Source organism: Streptomyces sp. Y309, from assembly GCF_056712025.1.
This window is the reverse complement of the sequence record NZ_CM160048.1, coordinates 7,881,110-7,895,336: the sequence shown is the minus strand read 5'-3', so window position 1 is coordinate 7,895,336 and position 14,227 is coordinate 7,881,110. Positions and strand designations below refer to the sequence as shown.

Below are 14,227 nucleotides of genomic sequence, written 5' to 3'. Positions count from 1 at the left end.
GTCAACCTCCCATGGAGGCACACTCGTCGCTGTCGCCGCCGCTGCGGCACCCGACCTGCCCCGTCCAGGTGGGCGCGGGATCCGGCTGCGACCGCCGGTCCTCCCGCTCCTGATGCGCCAGGCCGCCCAACACCGCGACCGCGACGAGACCCACCATCACCGCCTGGGTCCACAGGGTCACGACGGCGCGCATGCGGCGGGCGGCGACGGCGGCGAGCACAGCGAAGAGCCCGACCGCCCCGGTGGTGAGGAGATAGCCACCGAGGCGATCGGGCTCGACGTCGTCGGCGGCGTCGAGGGTGAAGCCCGACAGGACCCACGCCGCGAACACCACGAAAAGGAAGGCCCCTTCGAGCAGAAAGAGCCCGACGGCCGTGGCGACGTCCGGGCCGAGGTCGGCCCGGGAATCGGCGGAGGACTCGGAGGCATCGAAGGCGGGAGGCGCGGACGGCAGACCACTCATGCCGCCATACTCACCGCGAACGCCTCACACCGCCTGAGTACGCCTACTCATTCGCCGGGTCCGGACCGTACGACGCCTCGGAACCGCCGTACTACTTCGGGTCGTTGGGCCGAAGGGTCCACACGACCGTCATCTCGCCGGTCACGGCGCCGTCCTCGCGCGTGATGGCGATGGCGACGGGGAACTCCGGGCGCTGCCCCGCGTCGAGCTCGGCGATCACGTCGGCGATGGGCCTGCCGAGGGTGGCGGTGGCCTTCACCGTCCCCATCGCGAGCTTCTTGTACGCGATGTCGGCGCGCACCGCGAGCGGCACGGCCCGCGAGAGCTCCGCCCCGAAGGCCGCGATCACGATGGCACCGCTCGCGGACTCCCCCAGCGTGAACATGGCTCCGGCGTGCGGCCCGCCCACGTGGTTGTGGTAGTCACCCTGATCGGGCAGCACGACCACGGCCCGCTCGGGCGTGGTCTCCACGAACTCGAGGTTCAGGGTCCGGGCCATCGGCACGGTGGCGGCGAGCATCTCGCCGATCGACATCTGGTCTGCGCTCATACCGAGATGTTACCCATGGGTAGCCTTCCCGGCCAGCCCCCGTCCCCACCGGCACATCCTTCACCGGCCCGCCCTTTCAACTCCCCCACTTTTCCCGGCCATAGGGTGGACTGCCATGAACCCGCAGGATCAGAATCCGTATCAGCAGCCCGGCCACCAGCAGCCGAACCCCTATCTGCAACCGGGATACCAGCAGCCGGCCGACGGCCGGCCGGGACAGTGGAACGCCGCGACGGTGCCTGCGGGCGTACCGCAATCGCCCGGCGGGGGTGGCAGCGGCAGGAACAGAACCACGGTCATCGCCGTGATCGCGGCGGCCGCGGTCGTCGTGGCCGCGGTCGTCACCGGCTTCGTGCTGCTGGGCGGCGACGAGGACGATTCCGCGAAGCCGGGCCCGGCACGGTCGAGCTCGTCACCGACGCCGACCGACACGGACCGGCGCCGCACGGACGGCGACCCGAAGCCCACGGTCCCGGGCTGGAAGACGGTGGTGAACCCCAAGCGAGGCATCGCGTTCGACGTTCCCCCGCAGTGGTCGCTGAAGTCCGTCCACTGGGTCTCGTGGGTCTCGGACGACGCCGGCCCCGAGGACAACAAGCTCGCCGCGATAGCCGCGCCCGCCTACCTCAAGGAGCAGTGGTGCGCCGTCGACGAGGACAAGGACGGCACCACCGAGTACGCGCCTCTCGGCGGCGCGGGCACCAGGATCAACAGAGGCTTCAAGAGCACCGCGGACATCGCGCGGGAGAACTCGACCGCGTGGGTGTACGCGTACGCGCAACCGGAACGAAAGAAGATCAAGGCTGGTGCGGTGGAGTCCTACACCACCAAGTCCGGCATCAAGGGCAGCCTCGCGTCGGCCGAGTCGTCCGGTGTCACCAAACGGGAGAAGTGCGACACGGACGGCAAGGCGACGGTCTTCGCGTTCAAGGAGGCCGGAGGCGAATTCGTCTCGTGGGCCTTCCACGGCGCCAAGGGCGTGAAGGAGGAGATCCCGGACACAACGGTCCGGAAAATCCTCAGCACAGTGCGCGAGTACAAGGCTTCGGGCGAGAACTGACCGCCTCCAGAGGGGCCTTGTGATCACCCGCGGGCAGCACCCGTAGGGTTGTCGGCCATGTGGCCAGGACAGCAGCCGCCCGGGGGCGAGCAGAACCCGCAGGACCCGAGCGCCAACCCGTACCAGCAGCCCGGGTACCAGCAGCCGAATCCCTATCAGCAGCCGGGATATCAGCAAGGCGGGTATCAGCAGCAGCCCGGGCAGCAGGGGCAGTGGGGCGGCGCCCCGACGCCCCTGGGCGCGCCGCAGCCGACGGGCGGAAGCGGCGGCGGGAACGGGAACAGGACCAAGGTCATCGCCGTCGTCGCCGCGGCCGCCGTGGTCGTGGCCGCGGGCGTCACCGGCTTTCTGATGCTCGGCGGCGATGACGACGACAAGGCAGCAGGCAAGGGCGACAAGGCAGGCTCCTCGGAGCAGGCGTCCGAGAAGCCGTCGGCCCCGTCGGACGGCGACGACGACGAGCGGGGCACGGGCGGCGGGCCCAAGCCGACCGTCCCGGGCTGGCAGGTCGTGGTGAACCCCAAGTGGGGCACCGCCTTCGACGTACCGCCCGACTGGCAGGTGGAGGGGCCGAGCAGGGCCATCAACTTCGAGGACAACAAGACCGGCGAGCCGATCGCGACGATGGGCTCACCCGCGGTCCTGAAGCCGCAGTGGTGCACCTCCGACGAGGACAAGGACGGCCGGACCGAGGACGTCGAGCTCAGCGCCGCGGGCACCAAGGGCGCGCGCGGCGGCAAGAACACCGACGAGGTCGCGGTGAAGACCGTCGGCTGGTGGATCTACGGCGCCTACACCCAGCCGGACAAGAAGACCATGACGTACGACGAGAAGGCGAAGCCCTACACCACCAAGTCGGGCGTCAAGGGCAGCATCGCCTGGGGCCGTTCGACGAATACGCCGCAGAAGGGCAAGTGCGCGTCCGACGGCAAGGCGATCACCTTCGGCTTCAAGAACTCCGAGGGCGAATTCGTGTCCTGGAGTCTGTACGGCGCCAGGGACGTCAAGGAAGAGGTCCCGGACTCGACGATCATGAAGATCCTCGCCACGGTGCGGCTGTACGGCGAACCCACGGGCTGACGCGCCCACGGGCCGACGGGACCGCACGGGTTCACGACGGGGCCGCACGGGTTCACGACGGCGCACCACGCGCCCCCACCCCACCGCCCACCCCACTTCTTCACCACTTCGTCACCGCTGCGTCCGCCCCCTGCCCCGGACCCGGTCCGGCTGGTGGCCGGGCGTGGCACCGGGGCCCCCGCCCCTCTATGGTTACTGGCCATGTGGCCAGAACAGCAGCCGCCCGGGGGCGAGCAGAACCCGCAGGACCCGAGCACCAACCCGTACCAGCAGCCCGGGTACCAGCAGCCGAATCCGTACCAGCAGCCTGGATACCAGCAGCAGCCGGGATACCAGCAGCCCAATCCGTACCAGCAGCCGCCCACCGGGCAGCCCCCCGCGGGCCAGCCCGGCCAGCCGGGGCAGCCGACGGGCGGGCAGCCGCAGTGGGGCGCGCCCACGTTCCCCATGGGTACGCCCCAGGCCGGCGGGTCGGACCCGAGCGGCGGCGGCAACGGCGGCGGCAACAAGACGAAGATCACGGCGATCGTCGCCGCCGCGGCCGTGGTCGTGGCCGCTGGCGTCACCGGCTTCCTGGTCCTCGGCAGTGACGGCGACGACAAGGGCGGCAAGTCCGACCAGGCCGATACCAAGCCGTCCAAGTCGGTCTCCAAGAAGCCGAGCCCCAAGCCGTCGGAGGAGGACAACCCGCGCGGCACCGGCGGCGACCCCAAGCCGACCGTTCCCGGCTGGCAGGTCGTGGTGAACCCCAAGTGGGGCACGGCATTCGACGTACCGCCGGACTGGGTGGTGAAGTCCCCGGACACGTTCATCGGCTTCGAGGACAACAAGGGCGACGGCACCAAGCCGCTCATCATCATGTCCGCGCCCGCCATCTTCAAAGAGAAGTGGTGCACGTCCGACGACGACAAGGACGGGCAGATGGACGACACCTCGCTCGCCACCGTCGGCACCAAGGGCCAGAACGGCGCCAAGAACACCAAGGACGTCGCCCGCAACGACTCGGCGTGGTGGGTCTTCGGCGGCTACACCGACCAGAAGAAGTCCGACAAGAAAAAGATCAAGATCGGCAAGATCGAGTCGTACACCACCAAGTCCGGCATCAAGGGCAGCGTCACGACGTCCACGACGTCCGGTGCCGCCGGCTCGGACAAGTGCGACTCCGAGGGCAAGGCGACGACGTTCGCGTTCAAGAACGCGGCGGGCGACTACGTGGCGTGGACGCTGTACGGCGCCAAGGGCGTGAAGGAAGAGGTCTCCGACGCCCAGGTGAAGAAGATCCTCGCGACGGTGCGGCTGCACGGGGACCCCGAGGAGTCCTGAGCGGCGGGTCGTGGTCATGAGCCCTGACTCGTGACTCCTGAGTCGTAAGTCGGTTTCCCCGGTCGCCCCTTCGCGGCCGGGGAAACCGTTTCCCGCCCCGAGCCGAGCCCGCTCAGCCCCGATCAGCCGACGCTGAACGCCCCGTCCGGTGGCTCCGGCGACGCCACGGCGTCCGCGTCCCGTACGGCACGGGCGTCACCGATGAAGCTGCGCAGCGCGTCGCCGTGCACCACCCGGGCGGGAAACGCGTCCGCCGCGGTGCGGCGGACGAGCGCGGCCACGTCGAGCGGCGCGTGCGCGGCGAGCAGCACGGCGTTGCCGAAGCGGCGGCCGCGCAGCACGGCGGGCTCGACGATGAGCGCCAGCTCGTCGAAAGCCTCGGCGAAGGTGGCCAGTTGGGAGCGGAGGAAGGCGAACCGGGCGCCGGACCCACTGCCCGCGCCGTCGGCGAGGTTCGCGGCGTAGCAGCCGCCCGCGCGCAGTACGCGGCGGACGGCGCGGGCGTACGCGTCCGACGTCAGGTGCGCGGGCACCCGCGAGCCGCCGAACACATCGCCCACGAACACGTCGGCGCTCGCCGCGGGCGCCGCCTCCACCCAGGTCCGGGTGTCGGCGCCGTGCACCGTGATCCCCGATCCGGAGGGCAGCGGCAGCTTCTCCAGGACGAGCCGGAGCAGTCCCCGGTCCGCCTCGACCACGTCCTGCCGGGAACCGGGCCGCGTCGCGGCGACATAGCGGGGCAGCGTGAGCGCGCCGCCGCCGAGGTGGACGACGTCCAGCGGCCTGCCCGGGGCGGCGACGGTGTCCAGTATGTGCGCGAGCCTGCGGGCGTACTCGAACTCCAGGTGCGTGGGCGCGTCCAGATCGACGTACGACTGCGGCGCCCCGTCGACCGTGAGCAGCCAGGCGCGCGGCCGGTCCACGTCGGGAAGCAGCTTGGCGGTGCCGTGGTCGACGACGCGGGTGACGGGTATCGGCTCCGCTTCGGGGAGCACGGCGGGCGGCGCTGAGGCTGTCGCCTCGGGCGGCACTGCGGGCTCCTTCGGCGACTCGGGTCCCTCGGGGATGGTTCGGTCGGCGGGCTCGTTCACCGGTCCATTGTGCCCGCCTCCCCCCCGGACCGCTGCCCGGTGGAGGCGGTTCCGCCCCGGGCGGGGCGGCGGGGCGCGCCGCAGTCGGCGTGCCCCGCCTCACCACAGGCCGACCTCAGCCGACCTCCGTAACCGTCCCCGCCCCCACCGTCCGCCCGCCCTCGCGGATCGCGAAGCCGAGCCCCGGCTCCAGCGGGATGTCGCGGCCGAGCTCGACGGTCAGGGTGACCGTGTCGCCGGGCCGGGCGACGGCCGCCCCGCCCAGGTCGATGTCACCGACCACGTCCGCGGTGCGGATGTAGAACTGCGGGCGGTAGCCGGTCGACACCGGCGTGGTGCGGCCTCCTTCGCGGGCGGACAGGACGTACACCTGCGCGGTGAAGCGACGGCTCGGACTGACGCTGCCGGGCGCGGCGACCACATGGCCGCGGCGGACGGCGTCGCGCGCCATGCCGCGCAGGAGCAGCGCCACGTTGTCGCCCGCCTGCGCGGAGTCCATCGGCTTGCCGAAGGTCTCCAGGCCGGTGACGACCGTCTCCGTGCCGTCGGCGCCGCCGAGGACCTGCACCCGGTCCCCGACGCGGACGGTGCCCCGCTCGACCGCGCCCGTGACGACCGTGCCCCGGCCGGTGATCGTGAGGACGTTCTCCACCGGGAGCAGAAAGGGCGCGTCCACATAGCGCTCCGGCATCGGGACGTACGTGTCCACGGCGTCCAGGAGCGCCTCGACCGCCGCCGTCCAACGCGGGTCCCCCTCAAGGGCCTTGAGGCCGGAGACCCGGACGACGGGCACGGCGTCCCCGCCGTACCCGTGCGCGGACAACAGCTCGCGGACCTCCAGCTCGACCAGGTCGGAGAGCTCGGGGTCGCTCGCGTCCGCCTTGTTGAGGGCCACGACGATGTGGTCGACGCCGACCTGCCGGGCGAGCAGGACGTGCTCGGCGGTCTGCGGCATGATGCCGTCGAGCGCGGACACGACGAGGATCGCGCCGTCCAGTTGGGCCGCGCCCGTGACCATGTTCTTCACGTAGTCCGCGTGGCCCGGCATGTCGACGTGGGCGTAGTGCCGGGTGTCGGTCTCGTACTCGACGTGCGCGATGTTGATGGTGATGCCGCGCTGCGCCTCCTCCGGCGCGCGGTCGATGCGGTCGAACGGCACGAACGTGCCGGTGCCGCGCTCGCTGAGGACCTTGGTGATGGCGGCGGTCAGGGTGGTCTTGCCGTGGTCGACGTGGCCCATCGTGCCGATGTTGAGGTGGGGCTTCGTGCGGACGTAAGCCGTCTTGGACATGGTGGTTCCTGCTCCGGAACTCGAAAGGTGTGGCCCGCGGCACGGACGGCCGGCGGACGGGGACCCCTGGGGCCTGGCCGACCCTCCCCCTGCGGGGTCCGCCGGAGTGTCCGGGGAGGGTCAGCTTCGGGCGCCGTCGCAAGGAAGGGCGGCGTGCTGTGCTGCGAGCGGAAGGACGGCAGCCCGAACAGCGTCCGCGACTGCGGACAAAGCTGTGTGAAAGGCGTGCCGGAACATGCCGCCGATCATTGCCGACGCCCTGCCCGGCGTCGAGTGAATTTCCCTGACACAGGGGCCGCGTACGACAGTTGCGCCTCGTCAGACTCGCCAGACTCATCAGGCCAGTGGCGCCTCGTCAGTCACCGATGTTCTTCAGCGCCTCCCGCACCGACAATGGCGCCAGCACGTCCCGGTGCCGCCCCACGAACTCCCGTACCGCGTCCGGGTCCGTCTTCGCGTACTCCCTCAGACACCAGCCGATCGCCTTGCGGATGAAGAAGTCGGGGTGGTCCGCCCGGCGCAGGCAGTACGCGAAGAGGCGGTCGGTGTCGGTGGCGTCCTTGAAGCGGAGCTGGTGGAGCAGCGCGGTGCGGGCGGCCCACAGGTCGTCGTCCTCGATCCACTCGTCCATGGCCGCCCGCAGCCCGGGGTCGGCGGCGACGAGCCCGCCGACGACGTGCGCGGCGAGCGCGTCGACGGTGTCCCACCAGGGGACCGTCGTCACCAGGTGCCGGGCCACCGGCAGGAACGCGGAGGAGCACCGCTTCACGTGCCGCCGCAGATAGTCCACGGCGAAGTACTGGTACTCGCGTTCCGGCAGTTCCCAGCAGCGCAGCGCGATCGCGGCGCAGTCCGCCTCGTCGGGGCGCGGCGTCCCCGCGAGGACGGCGCGGGCCAGGTCCCGCCGGACCGGGGACGTGAGGCCGAGGAACGGCGCGATGTCCTTCATGTACGCGCGCATGTCCGCGGCCCGCACCGGATCGGCCGCTTCCGTGTACGTCGTCGTGAGCCGCCCGACGACGGTGTCGGCGAGAGCACTTCTCGGCACTGTGACGCCCATGAGACGCACCATACGGCGATCAGACACATGAGCCGGTTAGTCTCTCCGGATGCTCGACACCGCCGCCGCCCCGACGCCGGGCCTCGCCGTGCGCTGCACGCGGGCGCTCCTATCGCCGTGGGCGCGGCTGTCCCTGCTCGTGCTGCTGCTCGCCGCGGCCGCCACGTGCGTGCTGCTCTTCGAGCCGCAGCGGCTCCTCGCGGACGGCTGGCCGCCGCAGGTCGGCGGCACGGCCGCGGTGTGCGTGTTCGCGGCGGCGTACGGCGCGTGCACGGTCGCGTTCGTGCCGCGGCCGCTGCTGAACCTGGCGGCGGGCGCGCTGTTCGGCTCGCAGGCCGGGCTGCCCGCGGCCATCGTGGGCACGGTCGTCGGGGCCGGGGTGTCCTTCGGCCTCGGCCGGGTCCTCGGGCAGGACGCGCTGCGGCCGCTGCTGCGGGGCCGCTGGCTGAAGGCGGCCGACGGCCAGCTCAGCCGGCACGGGTTCCGCTCGATGCTGGCGGCCCGGCTGTTCCCGGGTGTGCCGTTCGCGGCCGCCAACTACTGCGCGGCGGTGTCCCGCATGGGCTGGCTGCCGTTCCTGCTCGCCACGGCCGTCGGCTCCATCCCGAACACGGCGGCGTACGTCATAGCGGGCGCCCGCGCGTCGACGCCCACGTCGCCCGCGTTCCTCATCGCGATGGGCTTCATCGCGGTGACGGCAGCGGCGGGCGCAACGGTGGCATGGCGCAAGCGCCACGGTCTTCGCGGTCACCCATAGCGCCGGACGCGCTGGATTCAGCCCGTCGAGGGGGTACCCCCTGCTCCTTAAGAGCTTGGGGGAGTTTGAGGACGAGGCGCGGAGCGCCGAAAGGGCAGGGAAAGGGACGACCAGCAGGACACCGCCCGGCGCGGCGGCGCGGGACGCCCGGGCGAGGATGGACTCGCGTCAGCCATGCCGGATGGCCGTCGTGGCAGCAGGAGCCGCCGTTCGACTACCACTTCCCGACGAACGCGGAGATCCGCGAGGGGCTCGGGCTCGGGCGGGATGGGCTCGCGCCGGACGGGTGGACGGTCGAGAGCGACGAGCTCCTCACCCGCGAGGTGCCCGGCCCCGACGGCCGGCCCGGCTCCCGCGCCGACGCCATCCTCAAGCTCCGCCGCGCGGGCCGGTCCCGAACTCACCAGCACCACCGGAGGGCCGACGACCAGGAGTGGCAAGCCGTAACCGACAGCCCTGACGCAAGGCCTTCATCTTGTGACGCTACGCTGCCCCCGGCGAGGCACGTGATCACCCCTCCCCGGCCCACCACACGACCCGCGCACGCACGCACCACGCCTCGCCGCTCCTGGTCCCCCTCCAACGCTTCTGACCGCCATCTCACGGGTCAGCGCACGATCAGTTACTGGACGGCGCAGTTTTCATGTCTTGGCTCGAATCGTTCATTCTCGGACTCGTCCAGGGACTGACCGAGTTCCTTCCGATCTCATCCAGCGCGCATCTGCGACTGACCGCGGCGTTCGCGGGCTGGCACGACCCGGGTGCCGCCTTCACCGCTATCACTCAGATCGGCACCGAGGCCGCCGTCCTGATCTACTTCCGCAAGGACATCGGCCGGATCGTCTCGGCGTGGTTCGGCTCGCTGTTCGGCAAGGTGCCGCGGTCGGACCACGACGCGAAGATGGGCTGGCTCGTGATCGTCGGTTCGATCCCCATCGGGGTCCTCGGCGTCACGTTCAAGGACCAGATCGAGGGGCCGTTCCGCGACCTGCGCCTGATCGCCACGACGCTGATCGTCATGGGCATCGTCCTCGGCTTCGCCGACCGCCTCGCGGCGCGCGACGAGACCGGCGGCAAGCACCGTGCCGTACGCGACCGCAAGGGCCTCAAGGAACTGGGCGTCAGGGACGGCCTGATCTACGGCGTCTGCCAGGCCATGGCGCTCATCCCCGGCGTCTCCCGCTCCGGCGCCACCATCAGCGGCGGCCTGCTCATGGGCTACACCCGCGAGGCGGCGGCCCGCTATTCGTTCCTGCTCGCCATCCCGGCCGTCCTCGCCTCGGGTGTCTTCGAGCTGAAGGACGCGGGCGAGGGGGGCCATGTCTCCTGGGGCCCCACGATCTTCGCCACGATCATCGCGTTCGTGGTCGGCTATGCGGTAATTGCCTGGTTCATGAAGTTCATTACGACCAAGAGCTTCATGCCGTTCGTCTACTACCGCATCCTGCTCGGCATCGTGCTGTTCATCCTCGTCGGGGCGGGCACGCTGAGCCCGCACGCGGGCGAGTCGGCGGGCTGACGGCGCGGCGGCGCCGGAGTCCCCGCACGTCGACCACGAGTCGGTCGACCACGCGTGGGCTCCGGCGCCGCGCGGCTCAGTCGTTGCTGACCAGGACGTTGAGCCGGTAGTTCAAGTCGTCGGGCCATTCGATATTTACCCAGATGACGTATTGCTGGTTCCCCGCCGCCACGTTGTGCACCGTCATCCGGGCACTGCCGACGAATGGATTTCCGCTCCCGTCGACTTCGGAGATCGATGCGACGATGCTGCTCGTCGTGAAAGCGACGGGCGAGTTAATCGGCTGGACGAAACTGCCGTGTCCCCTGCCGTTGAAAACACGCCGGATGACTGTGCTCACTTGCCCTCCCTGGCCAAGAGCCGATCACGCTTCCTCATCGTCCTGCGCCTCGCGCACCTGCGGCGCCGCGCCCGGTTCGCCGGCGACCGCGGCCCGGTCGTCGGCCGCCATCGACGCCCTGACCGGGGCCGCACCATGGTCGGCCGGTTCGTCCTGGCCGACGGCGACCACCCTCGGAGCACCGCTTCCTGCCTCCGTGCCGCTCACTCGGACCTCTCTTTCTCCGGCATTTCCGATCACCGGACATGACCGGTCGAATTCAATGGTCCCGCCGTGAAGTCGCTTCGTCCACACCGATAAATGGCCACACTCGGCAGGCGCAATTGGACCCGTACTCCACGGCCGTCGACCATCAAATGCACGGGCAGTCACCCGAATTGGCGAACCCTTGTGCGAGTCATTACGTGATCCCTGTCGCCGAGACCTTTCACGGATTTACCGCCGTCCGTTCAGGGGACCCTCTGCAACCCCCGGCCACCTGGCTCGTTGCCCGGTCTGGAAGGCCAAGTCGGCCCCAGCGACTCGTGATCCGGAGACCCTCATGCGCAGGAAAATCTCGACGACCGCCGCCGCCCTGACGCTCGTCGCCGTCGGCGGATTCGGTGTGTCGGCCGGCACCGCGGGAACGGCCGCGGCCGCCGCCCCTGAACGGCCCGTCGCCGCCGCGGCACCGATCCCGCCCGCGGAACCGGCGGCGGGCGGACTCGCGGAACCGACGGTCAGGGAAGAGGCGGACCGCATCATGAACCTGACGTACCAGCAGTTCTCCACCACCCCGCACAACCCGCCGTTCAACTGGACCAACGACGGCTGCTCCGTGCCCACGGGCTACGCCCCGTACAGCGAGGTGTTCCGCCCCGCCTGTGTCCTGCACGACTTCGGGTACCGCAACTACGGCGCCAAGTACGAGCTGAAGCTCGATCCGACCAGGGCGACGAAGAACTGGATCGACGGCCGGTTCCGCACCGAGATGCGACGCGTCTGCGACGACCGCTACCGCACCCCGCTCGCCCACCTCAACTGCACCAACGCCGCCGAGGCGTACTACCTCGCCGTGCGGTTCGGCGGCGACAGCTCCTTCTTCTGACCGTCCGCCGCAGGCAGGCCTGATCAGCGGACCCGCACCGTGGGGTCGGGGTGACGGCCTGGTTGTGCGCGGCGCCGTCAGGGAAGGCGTACGGCATGCCGGTCGATCACACCCAGGCGCCCGTCCTCGAGGCCCTCGCCGACTACCGCGAACGCGGGCACGTGGCCTTCACGCCCCCGGGCCACAAGCAGGCCCGGGGCGCGGACCCCGCGGTGCGTTCGGTGCTCGGCGACGCCGTCTTCCACGGTGACCTGCTCGCCTCCGGGGGCCTCGACGACCGGCTGACCCGGGCGGGAGTGCTGCGGCGCGCGGAGAAGCTGATGGCGCACGCGGTGCACGCGTCCCACACGTTCTTCTCGACGTGCGGCAGCTCGCTGTCGGTGAAGGCCGCGATGCTCGCCGCCGCGGGCCCGCACACCGAGCTCCTCATCGGGCGGGACGCCCACAAGTCGGTGGTCTCCGGCCTGGTCCTGTCCGGCATCCGGCCGGTGTGGGTGGAGCCGCGCTGGGACGCGGAGCGCCACCTCGCCCATCCGCCCGCGCCCGCCGACTTCGAGAAGGCATTCGACGCCCACCCAGACGCGCGGGGCGCCCTGGTCACCAGCCCCACTCCGTACGGCAGTTGCGCCGACCTGGAGGGGATCGCGCGGGTCTGCCACCGCCGCTCCCTGCCCCTCATCGTCGACGAGGCCTGGGGCGCGCATCTGCCCTTCCACCCGGAGCTGCCGGCCTGGGCCATGGACGCGGGCGCGGACGTCTGCGTGACCAGCATCCACAAGATGGGCAGCGGCCTGGAGCAGGGGTCCGTCTTCCACCTCCAGGGCGACCTGATCGAACCCCACGTCCTGGAGAGCCGTGCGGACCTGCTCGGCACGACCAGCCCCTCCGTCCTCCTCTACGCCGGGCTCGACGGCTGGCGCCGCCAGATGGCGCTGCACGGCCGTGAGCTGATCGGCCGGGCCCTGCGGCTCGCCCACGACGTGCGGGCGGAGATCGAGGACATCGACGGCCTGCACGTCAACGACCGGGCCGACTTCTGCGGCCCCGGCCTCGCCGACGACTTCGACCCCCTGCCCGTGGTCATCGACGTCACGGGCCTCGGCATCAGCGGCTATCAGGCGGCCGACTGGCTGCGCGAACACCACGCCGTCGACGCCCACATCGCCGACCACCGGCGCATCAGCACGCAGCTCACGCACGCCGACAGCGACGAGACCACACGCCCGCTGATCCAGGCGCTCGGCGCGCTCGCCCGTGCCGCGAACCAGCTGCCGCGCCCGGTCCCCGTCGAGGTCCCCTCCCCCGCCGAGCTGCGTCTGGAGCAGGCCGCTCTGCCCCGCGACGCCTTCTTCGGGCCCGTCGAGGACGTACCGATCGCCGAGGCGGACGGGCGCGTCGCCGCCGAGATGCTCACCCCGTACCCGCCCGGCATCCCCGCCGTCCTGCCCGGCGAGCGCCTCACACAGCCCGTCCTGAACTATCTCCGCTCGGGCGTCGCCGCCGGCATGAACCTCCCCGATCCCGCGGATCCGCGCCTCGGCCGCGTACGTGTCGTCGCGGACGGCGCGACCGCCGGGCGAGCCCCCAAGGCCGCCGAGCAGGCCTCCAACTAGTCACGGTATGTAGTCACTTACGCCCCATCAGCCCCCGTCTTACCTAAAAAGGCCGTCTCAGCACGTTGTGTAGGCAAGGGTGGCGCTTTTTCCGCCGAATGGGTGCACGCTGGTGGGACGGGCGTATCCCCCGGTCGGTCGCCGCCGGTTCGTCGGCGGGGGCGGCGGCCGCAGGTGCGAGGACGTGGCGGCTCCCCCTCCGCCGGGCGTCCTCGCACCGCTGCCCTCTCCTCGGGGGCGGGCGGGAGCCACCCCCGAGGAGAGGAGGAGCCGGGACCGCGGTGTCCGCCGCCGTGGAGCGCGGCCCCGGCTGCCTGTTGCCCCCCCCCTACGTACGCCGCCCATGGCTTCGTACGCCGCCGACGGTTTCGTACGCCACCGCGGCTGTCACCCCGGGCCGCGCGGTGAAGAGCGCGGGCGCATACGGGAGGCGATGCCCCGGCGGCGGCCGACGCGTCCGCGCTGGCCCGCTCCACCGGTCGCGCCGCCGCTCACCGGCGCCTCACCCACGCTCGCAGGCGCCTCGCTCGCGAGTGCTTCCTGGCCGGGGCCGCACCGCAGCAGATGCTGCTCGCCGCTCAGGACCGGCCCGGTCAGCGTGAGGAACCCGATGTCCGGCGCGACGTCCAGGCCGCGCGCCGTCGCGGCACGGCGGCACGCGCCGACCTCGTCGGCCGCCACGACCCAGCGGGGCCTGCCCAGCGCGGTGACCGCCCGCACCGCGCGGCGGGCGCCGTCCATGTCCTGGGCGTCGTCGGCCTCCAGGACGACCAACTGCCGGGGGGCCACCACGGGAGGCAGCGCCCGGGCGACCGGCCCGGCGTCCGAGACCAGCGCCACCGGCGCCCCGTCACGGACGACGAGGCTGACCAGTTCCACATACGGGCGCCCGCGCCGCGCCACCGCCAGCCGCCCTGCCCACGCCCGGGCGAGCACCTCACGGCACTCCGCCTCCGTCATGCAGCGCACATTCCCCACAGCCGACCTCCTCTT

General features: G+C 71.5%; 15 protein-coding genes. 7 read left to right on the top strand and 8 right to left on the bottom strand.

What is annotated here, in order from left to right; all coding sequences use genetic code 11:
* Position 1: 1 nt before the first annotated feature.
* Both AC0KTA_RS32930 and AC0KTA_RS32925 read right to left on the bottom strand, forming a co-directional pair.
* On the bottom strand, positions 2-463 hold the full coding sequence (locus tag AC0KTA_RS32930) for a DUF6234 family protein (protein ID WP_481051836.1): 462 nt from the start codon (positions 461-463) through the stop codon (positions 2-4).
* Positions 464-554: 91 nt separating this feature from the next.
* The gene (locus tag AC0KTA_RS32925; RefSeq protein WP_481051835.1) at positions 555-1,013 is read right to left on the bottom strand and encodes a DUF4442 domain-containing protein; all 459 of its coding nucleotides are present in this window, start codon (positions 1,011-1,013) and stop codon (positions 555-557) included.
* 115 nt (positions 1,014-1,128) lie between these two features.
* Here AC0KTA_RS32925 and AC0KTA_RS32920 point away from each other — a divergent pair, with 115 nt between their 5' ends.
* The 3 genes from AC0KTA_RS32920 (at position 1,129) to AC0KTA_RS32910 (ending at position 4,476) form a co-directional block, all read left to right on the top strand.
* The gene (locus tag AC0KTA_RS32920; RefSeq protein WP_481051834.1) at positions 1,129-2,073 is read left to right on the top strand and encodes a DUF8017 domain-containing protein; all 945 of its coding nucleotides are present in this window, start codon (positions 1,129-1,131) and stop codon (positions 2,071-2,073) included.
* Between the two features lie 57 nt (positions 2,074-2,130).
* Positions 2,131-3,153 (top strand): DUF8017 domain-containing protein, encoded by a 1,023-nt coding sequence (locus AC0KTA_RS32915; protein WP_481051833.1) that lies wholly within the window; start codon positions 2,131-2,133, stop codon positions 3,151-3,153.
* A 201-nt stretch (positions 3,154-3,354) separates the two neighbouring features.
* Complete coding sequence (locus AC0KTA_RS32910) at positions 3,355-4,476, top strand: DUF8017 domain-containing protein (protein ID WP_481051832.1); 1,122 nt, start codon at positions 3,355-3,357, stop codon at positions 4,474-4,476.
* A 122-nt stretch (positions 4,477-4,598) separates the two neighbouring features.
* Here the strand turns inward: AC0KTA_RS32910 and AC0KTA_RS32905 are convergent, their stop codons facing one another.
* The 3 genes from AC0KTA_RS32905 to AC0KTA_RS32895 form a co-directional block, all read right to left on the bottom strand.
* A complete protein-coding gene (locus AC0KTA_RS32905) occupies positions 4,599-5,471 on the bottom strand; it encodes a spermidine synthase (protein ID WP_481056648.1) in 873 nt (290 codons plus the stop codon).
* Positions 5,472-5,682: 211 nt separating this feature from the next.
* Entirely contained in the window at positions 5,683-6,858 is a 1,176-nt protein-coding gene (gene tuf / locus AC0KTA_RS32900) for an elongation factor Tu (RefSeq protein WP_481051831.1), read from the bottom strand.
* 355 nt (positions 6,859-7,213) lie between these two features.
* Entirely contained in the window at positions 7,214-7,918 is a 705-nt protein-coding gene (locus AC0KTA_RS32895) for a DNA alkylation repair protein (RefSeq protein ID WP_481051830.1), read from the bottom strand.
* A gap of 49 nt (positions 7,919-7,967) precedes the next feature.
* On the opposite strand from AC0KTA_RS32895, the gene AC0KTA_RS32890 reads away from it, so the two are divergent.
* Together AC0KTA_RS32890 and AC0KTA_RS32885 are read left to right on the top strand one after the other, a co-directional pair.
* Positions 7,968-8,675, top strand: coding sequence for a TVP38/TMEM64 family protein (locus tag AC0KTA_RS32890; protein ID WP_481051829.1), 708 nt, complete (start codon positions 7,968-7,970; stop codon positions 8,673-8,675).
* A 643-nt stretch (positions 8,676-9,318) separates the two neighbouring features.
* Positions 9,319-10,194, top strand: a complete 876-nt coding sequence (locus AC0KTA_RS32885; RefSeq protein WP_481051828.1) for an undecaprenyl-diphosphate phosphatase — start codon at positions 9,319-9,321, stop codon at positions 10,192-10,194.
* A gap of 76 nt (positions 10,195-10,270) precedes the next feature.
* Here the strand turns inward: AC0KTA_RS32885 and AC0KTA_RS32880 are convergent, their stop codons facing one another.
* Positions 10,271-10,534 carry a hypothetical protein gene (locus tag AC0KTA_RS32880; RefSeq protein WP_481051827.1) on the bottom strand — a complete coding sequence of 88 codons (264 nt, stop codon included), beginning with the start codon at positions 10,532-10,534 and terminating at the stop codon, positions 10,271-10,273.
* Positions 10,535-10,558: 24 nt separating this feature from the next.
* The gene (locus AC0KTA_RS32875) at positions 10,559-10,741 is read right to left on the bottom strand and encodes a hypothetical protein (protein ID WP_481051826.1); all 183 of its coding nucleotides are present in this window, start codon (positions 10,739-10,741) and stop codon (positions 10,559-10,561) included.
* 334 nt (positions 10,742-11,075) lie between these two features.
* Here AC0KTA_RS32875 and AC0KTA_RS32870 point away from each other — a divergent pair, with 334 nt between their 5' ends.
* Both AC0KTA_RS32870 and AC0KTA_RS32865 read left to right on the top strand, forming a co-directional pair.
* Complete coding sequence (locus tag AC0KTA_RS32870) at positions 11,076-11,621, top strand: phospholipase A2 (protein ID WP_481051825.1); 546 nt, start codon at positions 11,076-11,078, stop codon at positions 11,619-11,621.
* Between the two features lie 95 nt (positions 11,622-11,716).
* Positions 11,717-13,234 carry an aminotransferase class I/II-fold pyridoxal phosphate-dependent enzyme gene (locus AC0KTA_RS32865; protein ID WP_481051824.1) on the top strand — a complete coding sequence of 506 codons (1,518 nt, stop codon included), beginning with the start codon at positions 11,717-11,719 and terminating at the stop codon, positions 13,232-13,234.
* A gap of 387 nt (positions 13,235-13,621) precedes the next feature.
* On the opposite strand, the gene AC0KTA_RS32860 is transcribed toward AC0KTA_RS32865, so the two are convergent.
* Positions 13,622-14,194: a hypothetical protein gene (locus AC0KTA_RS32860; protein ID WP_481051823.1), complete on the bottom strand. Its 573-nt coding sequence runs from the start codon at positions 14,192-14,194 to the stop codon at positions 13,622-13,624.
* Positions 14,195-14,227 lie beyond the last annotated feature (33 nt).

Excerpts from the sequence above, each read along its gene's own strand:
- AC0KTA_RS32930 (WP_481051836.1), bottom strand. The coding sequence starts at position 463 with ATGAGTGGTCTGCCGTCCGCGCCTCCCGCCTTCGATGCCTCCGAGTCC.
- AC0KTA_RS32925 (WP_481051835.1), bottom strand. The coding sequence starts at position 1,013 with ATGAGCGCAGACCAGATGTCGATCGGCGAGATGCTCGCCGCCACCGTG.
- AC0KTA_RS32920 (WP_481051834.1), top strand. The coding sequence starts at position 1,129 with ATGAACCCGCAGGATCAGAATCCGTATCAGCAGCCCGGCCACCAGCAG.
- AC0KTA_RS32915 (WP_481051833.1), top strand. The coding sequence starts at position 2,131 with ATGTGGCCAGGACAGCAGCCGCCCGGGGGCGAGCAGAACCCGCAGGAC.
- AC0KTA_RS32910 (WP_481051832.1), top strand. The coding sequence starts at position 3,355 with ATGTGGCCAGAACAGCAGCCGCCCGGGGGCGAGCAGAACCCGCAGGAC.
- tuf (WP_481051831.1), bottom strand. The coding sequence starts at position 6,858 with ATGTCCAAGACGGCTTACGTCCGCACGAAGCCCCACCTCAACATCGGC.
- AC0KTA_RS32895 (WP_481051830.1), bottom strand. The coding sequence starts at position 7,918 with ATGGGCGTCACAGTGCCGAGAAGTGCTCTCGCCGACACCGTCGTCGGG.
- AC0KTA_RS32890 (WP_481051829.1), top strand. The coding sequence starts at position 7,968 with ATGCTCGACACCGCCGCCGCCCCGACGCCGGGCCTCGCCGTGCGCTGC.
- AC0KTA_RS32885 (WP_481051828.1), top strand. The coding sequence starts at position 9,319 with ATGTCTTGGCTCGAATCGTTCATTCTCGGACTCGTCCAGGGACTGACC.
- AC0KTA_RS32870 (WP_481051825.1), top strand. The coding sequence starts at position 11,076 with ATGCGCAGGAAAATCTCGACGACCGCCGCCGCCCTGACGCTCGTCGCC.
- AC0KTA_RS32865 (WP_481051824.1), top strand. The coding sequence starts at position 11,717 with ATGCCGGTCGATCACACCCAGGCGCCCGTCCTCGAGGCCCTCGCCGAC.
- AC0KTA_RS32860 (WP_481051823.1), bottom strand. The coding sequence starts at position 14,194 with ATGACGGAGGCGGAGTGCCGTGAGGTGCTCGCCCGGGCGTGGGCAGGG.